Here is a 16727-nt window from a genome sequence, read left to right as displayed (position 1 = left end):
CATGAGTCATAATGCTATTTTTACTTTACTCATCGTCACGCCGCTGCTGTTTTCGCTGCTGGCGTTTGCCTGCAGGCCGCTCGGCGCTGCGGCACGGTCGGCGGTCACGCTGCTGCACGGTATCGGTATTCTCGCGCTCCTCGGCGTTACTTTTTACGCCGTAGGCGCGGTGTATCAGCAGGGGGACATTTTCTCCAGCAACCTGTGGCTGCACGTCGACAGCCTGAGCGCACTGTTCCTTGGCATCCTTGGCCTTATCGGTTTTCTGACCGGGATGTACTCGATGGGTTATATGCGCCACGAGGTAGACGAAGGGGAAATCTCGGTTGCGACGCTGTGCAACTACTACGGTTTCTTCCATCTGTTCCTGTTCACCATGATGCTGGTGGTGACCAGTAATAATCTGATTGTGATGTGGGCAGCCATTGAAGCCACCACCCTCAGTTCGGCGTTTCTGGTGGGGATCTACGGCCAGCGTTCGTCGCTGGAAGCGGCGTGGAAGTACATCATCATCTGTACCGTCGGCGTTGCGTTTGGCCTGTTCGGCACCATCCTCGTGTACGCCAATGCGGCAAGCTTTATGCCGGATCCTGGCAATGCCATTTTCTGGACCGAGGTCCTGAAACATGCCGGGGAACTTGACCCAACGCTGATGCACCTGGCGTTTGTGTTCGTGCTGATTGGTTTTGGTACCAAAACCGGGCTGTTCCCGATGCATGCCTGGCTGCCGGACGCGCACAGTGAAGCGCCAAGCCCTACCAGTGCACTGTTGTCGGCGGTGCTGCTCAACTGCGCGCTGCTGGTGATTATTCGTTTCTACATCATCATCAGCCAGGCCATTGGCCCACAGTTCCCGAGCACGCTGCTGCTGATTTTCGGCCTGCTGTCGGTGGCCGTGGCGGCGTTCTTTATCCTGGTACAGCATGACATTAAGCGTCTGCTGGCCTACTCCAGCGTGGAGAACATGGGGCTTATCGCCGTGGCATTAGGGATTGGCGGCCCGCTTGGCGTGCTGGCGGCATTGCTGCACACCCTCAACCACAGCCTTGCGAAAACGCTGCTGTTCTGTGGTTCCGGTAACGTACTGCTCAAGTACGGCACCCGTGATTTAGGCGTGGTGCGCGGCATGCTCAAACTGATGCCGTTCAGCGCAGTACTGCTGGCGGGAGGCGCGCTGGCGCTCGGCGGGATGCCGCCGTTCAACATCTTCCTCAGTGAGTTTATGACCGTCACCGCGGGGCTGGCAGCCGGGCATTTATGGCTGACCATCGTCCTGTTGCTGCTGTTAACCGTGGTGCTCGGCGGCCTGGTACGCATGGTGGCCTGTCTGCTGTTTGGTGCCGCCCCACAAGCCACCAGCCGCGGTGAGCTTGGTCTGCTGACCACGCTGCCGATGGCGATTCTGCTGGTGCTGATGCTGCTTATGGGGACGCATATTCCGCAGCCGGTAAGCCGCATGCTGGAAAACGCCGCCTCGGTGGTGATGAAGGCCACGCCGCAGCAAACCTTTCAATGGCCATGGGCGGCAAGCCGCGCCACATCCTCGAATCACAGTGATTGCACCCGTGAGTGTACTGGAGAAATGAAGTGAGTTATCAACAATATATGAACGGCCTGGCGCAGGGTGGTCTTCGTGGTATGGGCTATGTGGCGGCGGTGCGGGAGAAATTCCCCGGCGCCATTCTTGATGAAGAACGCCAGACCAACGACCAGCTCACCATCACCGTCAAAATGAACGTGATGCCGGAGATAGTCGAGTTTCTTTACTACCAGTGCGGCGGCTGGTTGCCGGTGCTGTTCGGCAACGATGAGCGCACCCTTAACGGCCATTTCGCCGTGTACTATGCGCTGTCGATGGAAGAGGGCGAGAAGTGCTGGGTGGTGGTGAAGGCGCTGGTCGATCACTCTCTTGAGTTCCCGTCCGTCACGCCACGCGTTCCGGCGGCGGTGTGGGGCGAACGTGAAATCCGTGACATGTACGGCCTGACGCCGGTGGGTCTGCCGGATGAGCGCCGTCTGGTGCTGCCGGACGACTGGCCGGATGATATGTATCCGCTGCGCAAAGATGCGATGGACTATCGCCAGCGCCCGGCACCGACGACGGAGACTGAAACCTATCCGTTTATCAATGACGGTGACAAGAGTTCGCGCGTGGTGCCCGTAGGCCCGATGCATATCACCTCCGATGAGCCAGGCCACTTCCGCCTGTTCGTCGACGGCGAGCAGATAGTCGATGCTGATTACCGTCTGTTCTACGTACACCGTGGGATGGAAAAGCTCGCTGAAACGCGCATGGGCTATAACGAAGTCACCTTCCTTTCTGACCGCGTGTGCGGCATTTGCGGCTTTGCCCACAGCGTGGCCTACGCCACGTCGGTTGAAAATGCCTTAGGTATCGTCGTGCCACAGCGGGCGCACACCATTCGCTCGATTCTGCTGGAGGTTGAACGCCTGCACAGCCATCTGCTGAATATCGGACTGTCCAGTCACTTTGTCGGCTTCGACACCGGTTTTATGCAGTTCTTCCGCGTGCGCGAGAAGTCGATGACCATGGCGGAACTGCTCACTGGTTCGCGTAAAACCTACGGCCTGAACCTGATTGGCGGTATTCGCCGCGACATTCTGAAAGAGCAGCGGATCAAAACGCTGCAGCTGGTACGCGAGATGCGTGCCGAGGTCAGTGACCTGGTTGAGATGCTGATGGCGACGCCAAACATCGAACAGCGTACCCAGGGCGTGGGGATCCTCGACCGTCAGGTGGCGCGCGACTACAGCCCGGTGGGCCCGCTTATCCGTGGCAGCGGCTTCAAGCGCGATATGCGTTTTGACCACCCGTACGCCGACTACGGCAACCTACCGAAAACCCTGTTTGCCTTTGACGGCGGCGACGTCTTCTCCCGCGTGATGGTGCGGGTAAAAGAGACCTTTGACTCGCTGGCGATGATTGAATATGCGCTGGAAACCATGGGCGAAGGGCCGCTGCTGACCGAGGGCTTTACCTATCAGCCGCATAAGTTTGCGCTGGGCTACGTTGAGGCACCGCGTGGTGAAGACGTGCACTGGAGCATGCTCGGCGATAACCAGAAGCTGTTCCGCTGGCGCTGCCGTGCGGCGACCTACGCCAACTGGCCGGTGCTGCGCTACATGCTACGCGGCAACCATATCTCTGATGCGCCGTTGATTATCGGGAGTCTTGACCCGTGCTACTCCTGTACCGACCGCGTGACCTTAGTGGACGTGCGCAAACGCAAATCCACCACGGTGCCGTACAAAGAGATTGAACGTTATGGCATTGAGCGCGCCCAGTCGCCGCTTAAGTAAGGATTGAACGATGCTGAAACTGTTTAAAACTATCCTGAAAGCCGGTGAACCGACGGTGAAATACCCGTTCCAGCCGCTGGAGGTTTGCCCGGGATTTCGTGGAAAACCGGAGCTGAACCCACAGCAGTGTATCGCCTGCGCCGCCTGTACGATGGCGTGCCCGGCGAATGCGTTGACTATGGAAACGCATCCGGAAACGAACGAACGCATCTGGCAGTTGTTCATTGGTCGCTGCATCTTCTGCGGCCGCTGCGAAGAAGTGTGCCCGACGAACGCCATTCGGCTGTCGGAAGATTTCGAACTGGCGGTCACGAATAAAGCCGATCTTTACGTGACGGCGGTGTTTCGCCTGCAGCACTGCGTGTCGTGCCAGCAGCCTTTCACGCCGGAGAAATCGGTGCAATATGCCATCGAGCTGTTGCGCCAGTCCGGCGTCAGCGATGAGGCGCTGGCGGGGATGAGCGAGCAGTTCTGTACCTGCCCGGCGTGCAAACGCAAGCAGACCCTCGCCAGTCATGACCGGCAGCCCATCAGTTTTACCGTCGCGGAGGAGCGTCATGAGCGAATTTAACCATCACGTCAGCCAGCCGATTACGCTTGCCGACGACGTCGCACGGATGAAGCAAACGCTGCTGAAAGATATCAAGCGTTCGGCTTATGTTTACCGCGTGGACTGCGGCGGCTGTAACGGCTGCGAAATCGAGATCTTCTCCGCGATTACCCCGGTTTTCGACGCCGAGCGTTTCGGTATCAAAGTGGTGGCTTCACCGCGTCATGCCGATATTCTGCTATTCACCGGCGCCGTGACCCGCGCCATGCGCGTACCCGCGCTGCGGGCGTATGAATCGGCTCCGGATCCGAAAATCTGCATCTCCTACGGCGCCTGCGGCGTCGGCGGTGGGATCTTCCACGATCTCTACTGCGTCTGGGGCGGTAGCGACACCATCGTGCCGGTAGACGTGTGGATCCCGGGCTGCCCGCCAACTCCTGCGGCGACCATCCACGGTTTTGCCGTAGCGCTGGGGTTGCTCGACCAAAAACTGAAAGGCATTGAACACGTCCAGGGTGAGGACGAGAAGCCAACGCTTATCCTGCCGGATATCCCGTTGAGCCTGCGCGTGTCGGTTGAGCGTGAAGCGCGGCGAATGGCCGGTTACCGGCAGGGGAAAATGATAAGCCACCGTTTCCTCGACCTGTTGCAGCACAAAGAAGCGGCGGGCGTTGAAGCCTGGCTCAAGCAGGAAAACGATCCGCGGCTGGCAGAGATTGTGCAGCGGTTGACGGGCATTGTTGCCGGGCAGGTGGTGGCATGAGCGACAGCGGAAAAGTGACCTTCTGGTCGCTGCGCCAGAAGTTTGTCGACAGCGACGAGGATATGCCCACCGAAAGCCAGCAGGTGATGTACTACTCGCTGGCGATTGGTCATCACGTCGGCATGATTGATTGTCTGAAAACGGAGCTACAGTGTCCGCTGGCAGGCTTCAACGACTGGCTGGCGCTGTTGCCCGAAGGTGAGGGGCGGCGCAAACTGAGCGGGCTGCTGAAGTTTGGTGAAATTACCATCGACTCGACGCACACCTCGTTGCTCGCCCATACCGTTGATGCGCTGAGTAAAACCGGCGCAGAGCCCTTCAAAAGCTGGAGCCTGCGCCTGATTGAGCTGCTGGCGGAAATTGAGCGCGAACCGGCGATTTACCTGATCGTTAAACGTCATTGATGCCCAACTAAACCCTAAATAATTCGAGTTGCAGGCAAACGTAGCCAACGCACCTGCAGCTTGAAGTATGACGGGTATAATGCGGGAGCGCTTACAGCTCCCGCGTGTTAATCCCTAACCGCTGCATTCTCGATAATAGCGTAGTGCGCTTTAGCCCAAGCTTGATAGCCGCGCCTTTCGGCCCGGCGACAATCCCGTTGGTTTCGCGTAGCGCCTGAATAATACGGGCCCGCTCGGCATCGTCGTTCTCCGGCGTCTGCGGGTTGAACATGGCGGGCAGCCTGCGGGTTGCCGTGTGGGCGGGTGCCACCGGGGCGACAGCGGTCGGTATTTTCAGATCGTTAAGCTGCAGATTCAGCGTACTGCCCTGGGTGAGGATCACCGCACGTTCAATCACGTTCTGTAGCTCCCTCACGTTACCCGGCCACGGGTAGCTGCACAGCGCCTGGATCCCGGCGGCAGGGACGGTATCGATAGTTTTATTCATTCGCGCTGCCAGCTTACGGGTAAAGCTGGTCACCAGTGGGGGAATATCCTCCGGGCGATCGCGCAGCGGAGGCACCTCCACCGGGAAGACGTTCAGGCGGTAAAAGAGGTCACTGCGGAAGGTTTTCTCTTCCACCATCTGCTGCAGATTGCGGTTGGTGGCGGCCACTACCCGCACGTTCACCGGGATAACCTGGTGGCCGCCGACGCGCTCGATTTCGCGCTCCTGCAGTACCCGCAACAGTTTGGGCTGCAGCTCAAGCGGCATGTCGCCAATTTCGTCGAGAAACAGCGTACCGCCTTCCGCCATTTCGAAGCGTCCGATATGGGTGCTGGTGGCACCGGTAAACGCTCCTTTTTCATGACCAAAGAGGTCGCTTTCCAGCAGGCTTGCCGGGATCGCGGCACAGTTAATTTTTACCAGCGGTCCGGCAGACAGTGGGCTGAGTTTGTGAATGGCGCGAGCGATAAGCTCTTTGCCAGTGCCGGTTTCACCCAACAATAGAACGGTGCTGTCGCTGGTCGCGACAATCTCGACCTGGCGCAGCAAATTCTTCATCGCCGCGCTCTGGAAAATAATATCGTTCAGGCTTTCAGCATTTTGGATCTGTTCGTTAAGCCAGGTATTTTCCTGTTTCAGTGCATCTTTAAGCCGGGTTATTTCGTCCCAGGCGTTGGAATTATCGACGGCAATGCTGATACGCGATGCGATTTGTCCCAAAAGCGAACAGACGGCGGGAGTAAACGCGCCGATATCGGTATGGGCGAGGATCAAAATACCCGGCGAGTGGGAATTAAAGGTTAGCGGTAATAGCAGCGCCACCCGCATTCCAGCACAATAAAGATGGTGAAGCAGCGGTTCACTGGTGTGTTCACTCAGCGCCACCGCCTGTGGCTGCTGGAGGTGATTTGTCAGCGGATAGTTTTTCTGTTCGCAGTAATAGCGGTTATCCTCTTTCCACAGGCAGTGCGTAACCGGGTAGTGCCCTGCATTTCCGCCGTCGAGAAAGGCGATAGCGACTGACGGAATGGCGAAATAACGATGAATATCTTCGGCGATAGCGCCGACCAGACCATCACGATCGAGGTGGGCCAGCACCGAGTTGGTGATATCAACCAGAATACGATATTCGTCACGCTCGTCTTTTAACTGATGAAAGAATTCCAGCAGTTCAGGTTCGACGCCGGAATTAATCATCGCTATCAGGTGTTTATTCCATTCCTCATTTGAAATGGGAATCGTTCTTATTTTCTTGCCTGACAGCTTCTTTACGTCATTCATCTCTTCAGCCTGTTCGATAGAAATCGTCTGATAGTCGCAATGATTCAGCAATGCTATTTGAGATCAGTATTTATGTGCTGCGTGCAATATAAGATATTCGGCGCTGAAGTTTCGTTGACATCAGCAGGGTGTTTCTTCAATTAAGGTGGGAGATTAATGTGACCAGCGTAATACTGTGCGTCGGCAACAGCATGATGGGAGACGACGGAGCCGGTCCGCTGCTGGCGGAAATGTGTGCCGCCGCGCCGCAGGGTGAGTGGATTGTTTTCGATGGCGGCAGTGCGCCGGAAAGAGAAGTGGCAGCCATCCGTGAACTGCAGCCACAGCGGCTGATGATTGTCGATGCCACTGACATGGGGCTCGAACCCGGTGAAATTCGCATTGTCGACCCGGACGATATTGCAGAAATGTTCCTGATGACCACCCACAATATGCCGCTGAACTACCTGATCGATCAGCTGAAAGAGGACATCGGCGAGGTGATATTTGTCGGCATTCAGCCTGATATTGTTGGTTTTTATTATCCGATGACGCCGAAGATTAAAGCCGCCGTCGAGGTGCTGTATCAACGTCTCGGCGACTGGCAGGGCAACGGCGGTTTCGCTCTGCTGGTAGCGGAAGAAGAGTAGCATTTTTCCCTCTCCCCGTGGGGAGAGGGTCAGGGTGAAGGGGAACCCGACACCTACGTCAAATCTTCCCCGTTACTGGCGATCACTTTTTTGTACCACCAGAATGATTTCTTACGCGTGCGCGCCAGCGTACCGTGGCCAGCGTCATCACGATCGACATACACAAACCCATAGCGCTTACTCATTTCACCGGTAGAGGCGGACACCAGATCGATGCAGCCCCAGGTGGTATAGCCCATCAGCGGCACGCCGTCGTCAATGGCTTGTGCCATCGCTTTAATGTGTTCACGCAGGTAGGCAATGCGGTAGTCATCGTGAATTTCACCATGGGCGTTAACTTCATCGCGCGCGCCGAGGCCGTTTTCGACCAGGAACAGCGGTTTCTGGTAGCGGTCGTACATCATGTTCATGGTGATGCGCAGTCCCAGCGGGTCAATCCCCCAGCCCCATTCGCTTGCCTGGATGTGCGGGTTTTTCAGCGATTTCACCACGTTTGCCGCATTAGTCTTCTGCTGATTCATATCAGCTGAGGCGCAGCGAGAGGCGTAATAGCTGAAAGAGACGAAGTCGACGGTGTGCCGCAAGGCTTCATCATCACCCGGCGCTTTGACAATGCTGATGCCTTTTTCACGGAACACCCGTGCGGCATAGGCCGGATAAGCTCCGCGCGCCTGGACGTCAATAAAGAACAGATTCTCGCGGTCTTTTTCCAGTGCCGCCCAGACATCTTCAGGTTTGCAGGACCAGGGGTAAAAATTACCGCCAGCGAGCATACAGCCGACCTGATTGTTGGGGTTGACCTGATGAGCGATTTGGGTGGCGAGGGCGCTCGCCACCAGCTCGTGGTGTGCGGCCTGATATTTTACCTGCTCCTGATTTTCACCTTCTTCAAATACCAGACCGGCGCCCGAGTAAGGGCTATGGAGCATGATGTTGATTTCATTGAAGGTCAGCCAGTATTTCACCAGCCCGTCAAAGGCTTCGAAACAGGTTCGCGCATAGCGGGTAAAAAACTCGACCATCTTGCGGCTGCGCCAGGAGCCGTACTCGGTCACCAGATGCATCGGTACGTCGAAGTGGCACAACGTGACCAGCGGTTCGATTCCGTATTTATGGCACTCTTCAAAAACGGCACGGTAGAAGGCAATGCCCTCAGGGTTTGGCGTCAACTCATCGCCGCGCGGGTAGAGGCGGCTCCAGGCGATAGAGGTGCGAAAGACGCTAAAGCCCATCTCCGCCATCAGAGCGATATCTTCTTTGTAACGATGATAGAAATCGATAGCCTCATGGCTCGGATAATATTCGTCTTCACGCAGGGTGAAGCGTTTCTCAAGCCCCAGCTTAACCGGCATCCGGTGTTCGCCGTGGGGAATGGTATCCACGGTGGTTAAGCCTTTACCGCCAGCAAGGTATGCCCCTTCCGACTGGTTGGCGGCCAGGGCGCCGCCCCATAAAAATCCCTGCGGAAAACTCGACATCCGTTACCTCATTAATATGTGAATCAAATTTTTACAACGCGGTTTTCTGCCGCATGTTTTGCCCGCGCCTCGGCGGCGTCGGCGTCGACGGGAATATCTTCAAAGCCCAGCAGCAGCGTCAGGATGAAAGAGAGCACTACCGCCAGCGCCATGACGCCGAACACCCAGACGATGGTCATCGGGTTAGCCGGGTCAAAAAACTGTACGCTGGTGAAGAGGCCCGGAGCCGCCATCGAATGGCTGGCGAGCCCGGCAATACCGGCGACCGCGCCGCAGATAAAACCGCTGATGAGGCTGGCTATCAGCGGCCGCTTGAGGCGTACCGCCACGCCGTACAATGCAGGTTCGGAGATCCCGGCGAGAATGGCTGAAGCCGCCGCTGCCAGCGCCGTCTGGCGCAGTTCCGGGTTTTTGGTTTTCCATGCCACCGCCAGCGAAGAGCCGCCGAGCGACAGGTTGGCACCAATTTCTGAGGGCATCACCATGCCTTCTTTACCGGTTTCAGCGATGGTCTGAATGATGGTTGGTGTAAACACGCGGTGCATCCCGGTCATCACCAGCAGCGGCCACAGCGCGCCCATAATGGCGACGGAGAGCCAGCCCAGATAACCGTGAATGGTGTACACCAGCGCGGAAATGGCGCTACCGATCCAGATACCAATCGGGCCAATCAGCAGGATAGCCAGCGGGGCGGCAATCAGAACGATCAGCATCGGTTTGAGGAAGTTTTTGGTCACCGCAGGAGTGATTTTGTCGACCCAGCGCTCGATGTACGACAGGCACCAGGTCATCACCAGCGCCGGGATCACCGTATAGGTGTATTTCACCGCCGTGACCGGGATCATCGCAAACTGTACCTGTTCACCCTGGGCGGCTTTTGCCATGAGATCGATAAACGCCGGGTGCACCAGCACGCCGGCAATGGCGATGGCAAGCGACAGGTTGGTTTTGAACTTCAGCGCGGCGGAAGCGGCCACCATCAGCGGCAGGAAGAAAAAGGCGCCGTCACCAATCACCGTCAGAATGGTCAGCGTTGGCGACCCTTTGCTGAGCAAACCGGACATCTCCAGCACCATCGCCAGCAGCTTGATCATCGAGCCGCCGATGATCGCCGGGATCAGCGGTGACATGGTGCCGATCAGCGCATCGAGGATCCCCGCGCCGATACGGCGCAGCGTGAGTTTGGGTTTTGCCTGTTCGACGGCGAGTGGCAGCGTGCCGGGGAGCAGGGCGGTGACTTCGCGGAACGCCTGGGAAACCGTATTGCCGATTATGACCTGGCACTGGTTGTCGCTGCGCACCACGCCCAGCACGCCGCTCAGGCTTTTAAGCGTAGCGGCATCGACACGCTCGTTATTGACCACCACAAAGCGTAAGCGGGTCATGCAGTGGGTGACGGCGGTAATGTTGTCGACGCCGCCAAGCGCGTCGATGATGGCGCGGGCCAGAGCCGGGTAGTTTTTGGACATCGGGTTGTGGTCCTGTTTTATCGTCGTGTAGGGTGTGTAGGAAACCGGTTCCACAAAATCATGAAGAGTTTCATGATTCCAAACAAGATCACTTTTTGGTCATTTTTTATTTTTGTGATTGAGATCGCCTGGCGGTTCCTGGTGCTGAAAAAGCGCAGCGGCTGAAGTACACTGCCAGCAACTCATTGATACGGTATTACAATATGGCAACGATGCTGGAAGTGGCAAAGCGCGCAGGAGTGTCGAAGGCCACGGTTTCACGAGTGCTGTCCGGCAACGGTTACGTCAGCCAGGAAACCAAAGATCGCGTTTTTAAGGCCATCGAAGAGAGCGGCTATCGCCCCAATTTGCTGGCGCGCAACCTGGCGACGCAGAAATCTCAGACCCTGGGTCTGGTGGTGACCAACACCCTGTATCACGGCACCTATTTCAGCGAGCTTTTGTTTCACGCTGCGCGAATGACCGAAGATCAGGGGCGTCGTTTGATCCTCGCCGACGGTAAACACAGCGCGCAGGAAGAGCGGGAGGCGATTCAGTATCTGCTCGATCTGCGCTGCGACGCTATTGTTATTTATCCGCGTTTCCTCAGCGTCGATGAGATGGACGACATCGTCCAGAACCACAGTCAGCCGATTATGGTGCTGAACCGCCGTCTACGACGTAACAGCAGCCACAGCGTGTTCTGCGATCATAAAGCCACCAGCCGGGCGGCGGTCGAGCAGCTCATTGCGCTCGGACATCGCGACATTGCGTTTATCACCGGTTCACTGGATTCCCCTACCGGCGTGGAACGCCTTTCAGGCTATAAAGATGCGCTCGCGGCGCACGGGATCCCGCTGCGTGATGCGCTGATTGCGCAGGGGAAGTGGACTCCCGCCACCGGCGCCGCTGCGGTGGATACACTGCTGGCCCGTGACGCTGAATTCAGCGCGCTGGTGGCCAGCAACGATGACATGGCGATCGGTGCCATCAGACAGCTGCAGCAGCAGGGTATCAGTGTCCCGCAGCAGGTTTCAGTGTTTGGTTTTGATGATATCGCTCTCGCGCCTTACACCCTTCCCGCGCTCTCCAGCGTGCGGATCCCGGTGACTGAGATGATTAAAGAGACCATCAACCGGCTGATATTCATGCTTGATGGCGGTGATTTTAAGCAGCAGCAGGCGTTTCAGGGAGAACTCATCCTGCGTGAGTCCGTGCTTCGTCACCCGCACCCCTGAGCTCGTCACCTGTCATCGTCATTTGTGACGATGACAGGTCGATTTCCCTTTAATTATAGAATTAGTCTTTAATAATCATGTCACTACAGAAGTGGCGTGGATTATGCATTCTCTGGTCAACTAACTGACATTGCTGGAGAAACCGATGAACCGTTTCATCATTGCTGATGCGAGCAAGTGCATTGGCTGCCGCACCTGCGAAGTGGCCTGCGTGGTCTCTCATCAGGAGAATCAGGATTGTGCCGCGCTGACGCCGCGTAACTTTCTGCCCCGTATTCACGTGATTAAAGGCGTTAACGTCTCTACCGCCACCGCCTGTCGCCAGTGTGAAGATGCTCCCTGCGCCAACGTCTGCCCGAACGGGGCCATTAAACGTGAGTTTGGTTTTGTGCACGTGATGCAGGAGCGCTGCATCGGTTGCAAAACCTGCGTTGTGGCCTGCCCGTACGGAGCGATGGAGGTGGTGGTGCGCCCGGTTATCCGCAATAGCGGCAGCGGGCTGAGTGTGATGGCTGACAAGGCGGAAGCTAACAAATGCGATCTTTGCCACCAGCATAAAGAGGGCCCGGCCTGCATCAGCGTGTGTCCAACCCATGCGCTGGTGTGCATCGACCGCGGTACGCTGGATAAGCTCAGCGCGGAAAAACGCCGTCGTACGGCGCTGGATCCTGCCATGACCATGCCATTCTAATGTCCTGCATGAGCCATTACGGAACCGCGCTGCGTATTCGCGGCAAAGTACAGGGGGTGGGATTCCGCCCCTTTGTCTGGCAGCTTGCCCATCAGCTGGGACGGGTGGGGGATGTCTGTAACGATGGCTCCGGCGTGCTGGTCAGGCTGGTGGGCGGTGAAGGGGATTTTGTCGCCCAGCTGCACGATCGCTGTCCGCCGCTGGCGAGTATCGAAAGCGTCACTATGAGCGCGTTTGACTGGCCGCAGATACCGGATGATTTCACGATTCGTGAAAGCGGCGCCGGGAGCATGTCCACCCAAATTGTGCCCGATGCGGCCACCTGTCCGGCGTGTCTTTCCGAAATGAACACGCCCGCCGAGCGCCGTTACCGTTACCCGTTTATCAACTGCACCCATTGCGGGCCGCGCTTTACCATCATCAATTCCATGCCCTATGACCGACCGTTCACGGTGATGGCGGCATTCCCGTTATGCGCGGCATGTGAAGCGGAGTACCGCAACCCGGCAGACCGGCGTTTTCATGCGCAGCCGGTAGCCTGTGAAGCCTGCGGGCCAATGCTCTCCTGGCGATCGTCCGGGCAGTCTCTGGCGGGTGAGGCGGCGCTGCAGGCGGCTATTGCCATGCTTGCTGCGGGTGGCATTGTTGCCATCAAAGCCATTGGCGGTTTTCATCTTGCCTGCGATGCCGGAAACGATGAGGCGGTAGCCCTGCTCCGCCTGCGCAAACATCGCCCGGCGAAACCGCTGGCGGTGATGACCTCTGATGCCAGCGGTCTACCGCTCAGCGCCCGCCAGTGTCTTACGACCCCCGCCGCCCCGATTGTGCTGGTTGATAAATCGCTGATTGAGGGTTTAAGCCCGGATATCGCCCCGGGGCTACGTGAAGTCGGCGTGATGCTGCCCGCCAACCCTGTCCAGCATTTACTGATGCAGGCACTGGCGCGTCCGCTGGTGATGACCTCCGGTAACTTGAGCGGTAAACCGCCGGCCGTCAGCAATGAGGAGGCGCTGGCGAGCCTTGCGGAGATCGCCGACGGCTTTTTGCTGCATAACCGCGATATCGTCCAGCGGATGGATGACTCGGTGATGCGTGCCAGCGGCGAAATGCTGCGCCGCGCCCGTGGCTTTGTGCCGGACGCGCTGCCGCTGCCGCCGGGGTTTCACGATGTGCCGCCGCTGCTGTGCCTTGGTGCGGATATGAAAAATACTTTCTGCCTGGTGCGCGGCGAGCAGGCGGTGCTGAGCCAGCACTTTGGCGATGTGGATGACGACGGCGTCGAGCAGCAGTGGCGGCAGGCGCTGACGCTGATGCAGCGCATCTACGATTTTACCCCGCAGCAGGTGGTGGTTGATGCCCATCCTGGTTTCCGCTCCACGCGGTGGGCGGCGTCGCTTGGTTTACCGCAGCAGACCGTGCTGCATCACCATGCTCATGCGGCGGCCTGCCTGGCGGAGCATCAGTGGCCGCTCGACGGCGGTGACGTTATCGCACTGACGCTCGACGGCATCGGTATGGGAGAAGGCGGTGCGCTGTGGGGCGGTGAGTGTCTGCGGGTGAACTATCGCGACTGCCAGCGTCTGGGGGGCCTGCCCGCGGTGGCGCTACCGGGTGGTGAACTGGCGGCGCGACAACCATGGCGTAACCTGCTGGCACAATGCCTGGCGTTTATCCCTTACTGGCAGCAGGAGCCGGAGCTTGCCGTGCTGCATCAGCATAACTGGCCGCCGCTGGCCAACGCCGTCGCGCGGGGCATTAACTCACCGCTGGCGTCGTCCTGCGGGCGGTTGTTTGATGCGGTTGCTTACGCGACGGGCTGCGCCCCCGATACGCAGAGCTATGAAGGGGAGGCGGCCTGTCGCCTCGAAGCGCTGGCGATGCAGTGTGCAAGCGTCGATCACCCGCTGCGGTTGCCGTATCGCAACGGCGAGCTATGCCTGGCTTCTTTCTGGCAGAGCTGGCTGCACTGGCAGGCACCGGCAGATCAAAAAGCATGGGCGTTCCATGATGCACTGGCGCAGGGGCTGGCGATGATGATGCGCGAGCAGGCGCTGGCGCATGGCATTCAGACACTGGCGTTTAGCGGTGGCGTGATGCACAACCGGTTGCTGACCGCCAGACTTCGCACCTGGCTCTGCGACTTTACTCTTCTGTTCCCACGCCTGCTGCCTGCTGGCGATGGAGCAATCTCCTTCGGTCAGGCGGTGATTGCCGCCGCCCGATTAGTACATTGAGGTAGACACGATGTTCTTACGAATCTTACGCCAGCAGCCGCGGGCGGCGGTACTGGTGCTGGTTTTAGCTCTGGTGAACTTGCTGGTATGGGCGCTGGCCTGGCAGCAGTTTGCGCATAGCGGGGCGCTGATGGCGGCGAGCGTGCTGGCGTGGGGCTATGGTCTGCGCCACGCGGTCGATGCCGATCATATTGCGGCGATCGATACCGTTACGCGAAAAATGATGCAGCAGGGTCGTCGTCCCTGCGGCGTAGGGGCGTGGTTTTCGCTGGGTCATTCGACGATTGTGGTGCTGGCAACCGTAGCGATTGCCGCCACCGCGACGGCATTTCAGAAAAACATGGCGTGGTTTCATGATACCGGCAGCGTCATCGGAACGGCGGTATCGGCGTTGTTTTTACTCGCCATGGCGCTGGTTAATCTGGTGATTTTACGCAGCGTCTGGCGTAGTTTTCAGGCACTGAAGCGCGGCAAGAAAGTGGACGCCGATGCCGCCTTCACCGGTGGGAGCATGAGCTGGCTGTTTGGCCGTACGTTCCGCCTGGTGGGTAAGAGCTGGCATATGTATCTGGTGGGTTTCTTATTCGGGCTGGGGTTTGACACCGCGACAGAAATCGGGGTGCTGGGTATTTCCGCGGCCGGAGCCTCCCACGGGATGTCCATCTGGTCAATCATGGTGTTCCCGGCGCTGTTTGCCAGCGGTATGGCGCTTATCGATACCCTCGACAATGTGCTGATGGTCGGTGCCTATGGCTGGGCGTTCAACAAGCCTCAGCGCAAGCTTTATTACAACATGACCATTACCGGTACTTCGGTCGTCGTGGCGCTGTTTATCGGCGGCCTGGAAGCGCTGGGGCTGTTTGCCGACAAGTTTTCCCTCGACGGCGGGCTGTGGCGTGGGGTGGCATTTCTTAACGACAACCTCGGCAATGCCGGCTTTGTGGTGGTTGCGCTGTTCGTGGCGTGCTGGTTGTTGTCGGTGGTGAACTATCGCTGGCGCGGCTACGACGCGCTGTCGGTAGATGGCAACAAGATCTGAGCATGGAGCATCCGGCGGCGATGTACCGCCGGAAAGCCCGCTAGTGGCGGGAAAGCGCGTCTTTGCTGAGCGGAGACAGCAGCTCTTCAAGCCGCTCGATGCGCTCCTGCGGGGAAAGATATAACCAGCTAAATTTCCCCGGGTTCTCAGCATGACGAACCGACGTAAAGTACTGAGCAAAGTAGCGCAGGTCGTGAGTAAGCGTCGTCATTTTTTCTCTCCGGGTGGTTAATTCACAGCCAGAATAGGGCAGGCTCCTGGATTAAAACAGGCCGTGATTTTTCGAGTTGTTCCGGATTTATGATGATTTGAGCAGGTATCGCGTGGTGGTATTGATATTATAGCAAATAGGCTATAATATGATTTATAGCAAATAAGCTATGAGGGATCGCGGATGTGGGATGTTGAAACAACGGATTTGTTTGATGAATGGTTTATGGTGCAAACACAAGCTTTAAAAATTGATATGCTGGCTGCGATGCATCTTCTGGAAGAATTTGGTCCACAACTGGGTCGCCCTTATGTCGATACGGTTAATGAGTCAAACTACGCCAATATGAAAGAGCTTCGTATACAGCATGCCGGTAATCCGGTGAGAGCATTCTTTGCATTTGACCCTGGACGCAAAGCGGTAGTGCTTTGTGCCGGTAGTAAAAGAGGGGTCAATGAGCGACGTTTTTACAAAGAAATGATTAGGTTAGCTGATAACGAATTCAGTAAGCACCTGGTAAAGTAAGGAAGTCATATGTCTACTTTAAAAGCGCTGATGGCGCAGCAGAGTCCTGAGGATCAGCAGCGCGTGACTGAGAAAGTTGAGGAAATGCGCCAGATCGTGGCATTGACGCAGCTGCGTGAAGAATTAAATTTGTCGCAAACTCAACTTGCAGCAGCCATGGGTGTTAAGCAGCCGACGCTTGCGAAAATCGAGCAGCCTGGCAACGACCCGAGACTTTCTACTCTCAAACGCTACGTGTCTGCCCTGGGGGGGGAGCTGCGTATTGATGTGACCTTACCCGGTGGGAAGAGAATCGCATTCCATGTTTAAGTCTGGGTTGCCAGCTTCTTACAGATACTCAGGAAACAAAAAAAGCCCCGGACATAGGGGCTAAAATGTCGGTAAGTCGACATGCAAGCGACACATCCATGTGCTGCGATTAAGTGGCT

General features: G+C 57.4%; 16 protein-coding genes. 12 read left to right on the top strand and 4 right to left on the bottom strand.

Going from position 1 to position 16727, the window contains the following annotated elements:
- Position 1 precedes the first annotated feature (1 nt).
- Genes C7387_RS12305 through C7387_RS12285 form a run of 5 tightly spaced genes read left to right on the top strand, consistent with a single transcriptional unit; the run spans position 2 to position 5038 of the window.
- Positions 2-1591: a hydrogenase 4 subunit F gene (locus C7387_RS12305; protein ID WP_006818556.1), complete on the top strand. Its 1590-nt coding sequence runs from the start codon at positions 2-4 to the stop codon at positions 1589-1591.
- Positions 1588-3321: a hydrogenase large subunit gene (locus C7387_RS12300; RefSeq protein ID WP_040903267.1), complete on the top strand. Its 1734-nt coding sequence runs from the start codon at positions 1588-1590 to the stop codon at positions 3319-3321. The genes C7387_RS12305 and C7387_RS12300 overlap by 4 nt, the downstream gene beginning before the upstream one ends.
- A 10-nt stretch (positions 3322-3331) precedes the next feature.
- On the top strand, positions 3332-3892 hold the full coding sequence (hyfH, locus tag C7387_RS12295; protein WP_006818558.1) for a hydrogenase 4 subunit H: 561 nt from the start codon (positions 3332-3334) through the stop codon (positions 3890-3892).
- Positions 3879-4634: an NADH-quinone oxidoreductase subunit B family protein gene (locus C7387_RS12290; protein ID WP_038255242.1), complete on the top strand. Its 756-nt coding sequence runs from the start codon at positions 3879-3881 to the stop codon at positions 4632-4634. Before hyfH ends, C7387_RS12290 begins: the two co-directional genes overlap by 14 nt.
- Entirely contained in the window at positions 4631-5038 is a 408-nt protein-coding gene (locus tag C7387_RS12285) for a formate hydrogenlyase maturation HycH family protein (protein ID WP_006818560.1), read from the top strand. Before C7387_RS12290 ends, C7387_RS12285 begins: the two co-directional genes overlap by 4 nt.
- A 91-nt stretch (positions 5039-5129) precedes the next feature.
- Here C7387_RS12285 and C7387_RS12280 read toward each other — a convergent pair whose 3' ends face one another.
- Positions 5130-6806 carry a sigma 54-interacting transcriptional regulator gene (locus tag C7387_RS12280; protein ID WP_276329987.1) on the bottom strand — a complete coding sequence of 559 codons (1677 nt, stop codon included), beginning with the start codon at positions 6804-6806 and terminating at the stop codon, positions 5130-5132.
- 158 nt (positions 6807-6964) lie between these two features.
- Here C7387_RS12280 and hycI point away from each other — a divergent pair, with 158 nt between their 5' ends.
- On the top strand, positions 6965-7435 hold the full coding sequence (gene hycI, locus C7387_RS12275; protein ID WP_038255241.1) for a hydrogenase maturation peptidase HycI: 471 nt from the start codon (positions 6965-6967) through the stop codon (positions 7433-7435).
- Between the two features lie 53 nt (positions 7436-7488).
- Here the strand turns inward: hycI and C7387_RS12270 are convergent, their stop codons facing one another.
- Together C7387_RS12270 and ascF are read right to left on the bottom strand one after the other, a co-directional pair.
- Positions 7489-8913: a 6-phospho-beta-glucosidase gene (locus C7387_RS12270; protein ID WP_006818563.1), complete on the bottom strand. Its 1425-nt coding sequence runs from the start codon at positions 8911-8913 to the stop codon at positions 7489-7491.
- Between the two features lie 23 nt (positions 8914-8936).
- On the bottom strand, positions 8937-10382 hold the full coding sequence (ascF, locus tag C7387_RS12265; protein WP_120816792.1) for a PTS cellobiose/arbutin/salicin transporter subunit IIBC: 1446 nt from the start codon (positions 10380-10382) through the stop codon (positions 8937-8939).
- 203 nt (positions 10383-10585) lie between these two features.
- Between ascF and C7387_RS12260 the strand changes: the two genes are divergently transcribed.
- From C7387_RS12260 to C7387_RS12245, 4 genes are all read left to right on the top strand, one after another.
- Complete coding sequence (locus tag C7387_RS12260; protein ID WP_120816791.1) at positions 10586-11599, top strand: LacI family DNA-binding transcriptional regulator; 1014 nt, start codon at positions 10586-10588, stop codon at positions 11597-11599.
- Positions 11600-11744: 145 nt separating this feature from the next.
- Entirely contained in the window at positions 11745-12290 is a 546-nt protein-coding gene (hydN, locus tag C7387_RS12255; RefSeq protein WP_006818566.1) for an electron transport protein HydN, read from the top strand.
- Positions 12291-12298: 8 nt separating this feature from the next.
- On the top strand, positions 12299-14524 hold the full coding sequence (gene hypF / locus C7387_RS12250) for a carbamoyltransferase HypF (RefSeq protein ID WP_147424907.1): 2226 nt from the start codon (positions 12299-12301) through the stop codon (positions 14522-14524).
- A gap of 10 nt (positions 14525-14534) precedes the next feature.
- Positions 14535-15563, top strand: coding sequence for a HoxN/HupN/NixA family nickel/cobalt transporter (locus C7387_RS12245; protein ID WP_006818568.1), 1029 nt, complete (start codon positions 14535-14537; stop codon positions 15561-15563).
- A gap of 40 nt (positions 15564-15603) precedes the next feature.
- Here C7387_RS12245 and C7387_RS23015 read toward each other — a convergent pair whose 3' ends face one another.
- On the bottom strand, positions 15604-15774 hold the full coding sequence (locus C7387_RS23015; RefSeq protein ID WP_166791108.1) for a hypothetical protein: 171 nt from the start codon (positions 15772-15774) through the stop codon (positions 15604-15606).
- 183 nt (positions 15775-15957) lie between these two features.
- Between C7387_RS23015 and C7387_RS12240 the strand changes: the two genes are divergently transcribed.
- Both C7387_RS12240 and C7387_RS12235 read left to right on the top strand, forming a co-directional pair.
- Positions 15958-16299 (top strand): type II toxin-antitoxin system RelE/ParE family toxin, encoded by a 342-nt coding sequence (locus C7387_RS12240; RefSeq protein ID WP_038255232.1) that lies wholly within the window; start codon positions 15958-15960, stop codon positions 16297-16299.
- Positions 16300-16308: 9 nt separating this feature from the next.
- The gene (locus C7387_RS12235) at positions 16309-16608 is read left to right on the top strand and encodes a helix-turn-helix domain-containing protein (protein ID WP_038255230.1); all 300 of its coding nucleotides are present in this window, start codon (positions 16309-16311) and stop codon (positions 16606-16608) included.
- The last annotated feature ends 119 nt before the right edge of the window (positions 16609-16727 follow it).

This window comes from Yokenella regensburgei (assembly GCF_003634235.1).
Classification (GTDB): domain Bacteria; phylum Pseudomonadota; class Gammaproteobacteria; order Enterobacterales; family Enterobacteriaceae; genus Yokenella; species Yokenella regensburgei.
This window is presented reverse-complemented; position numbering and strand designations above follow the sequence as displayed.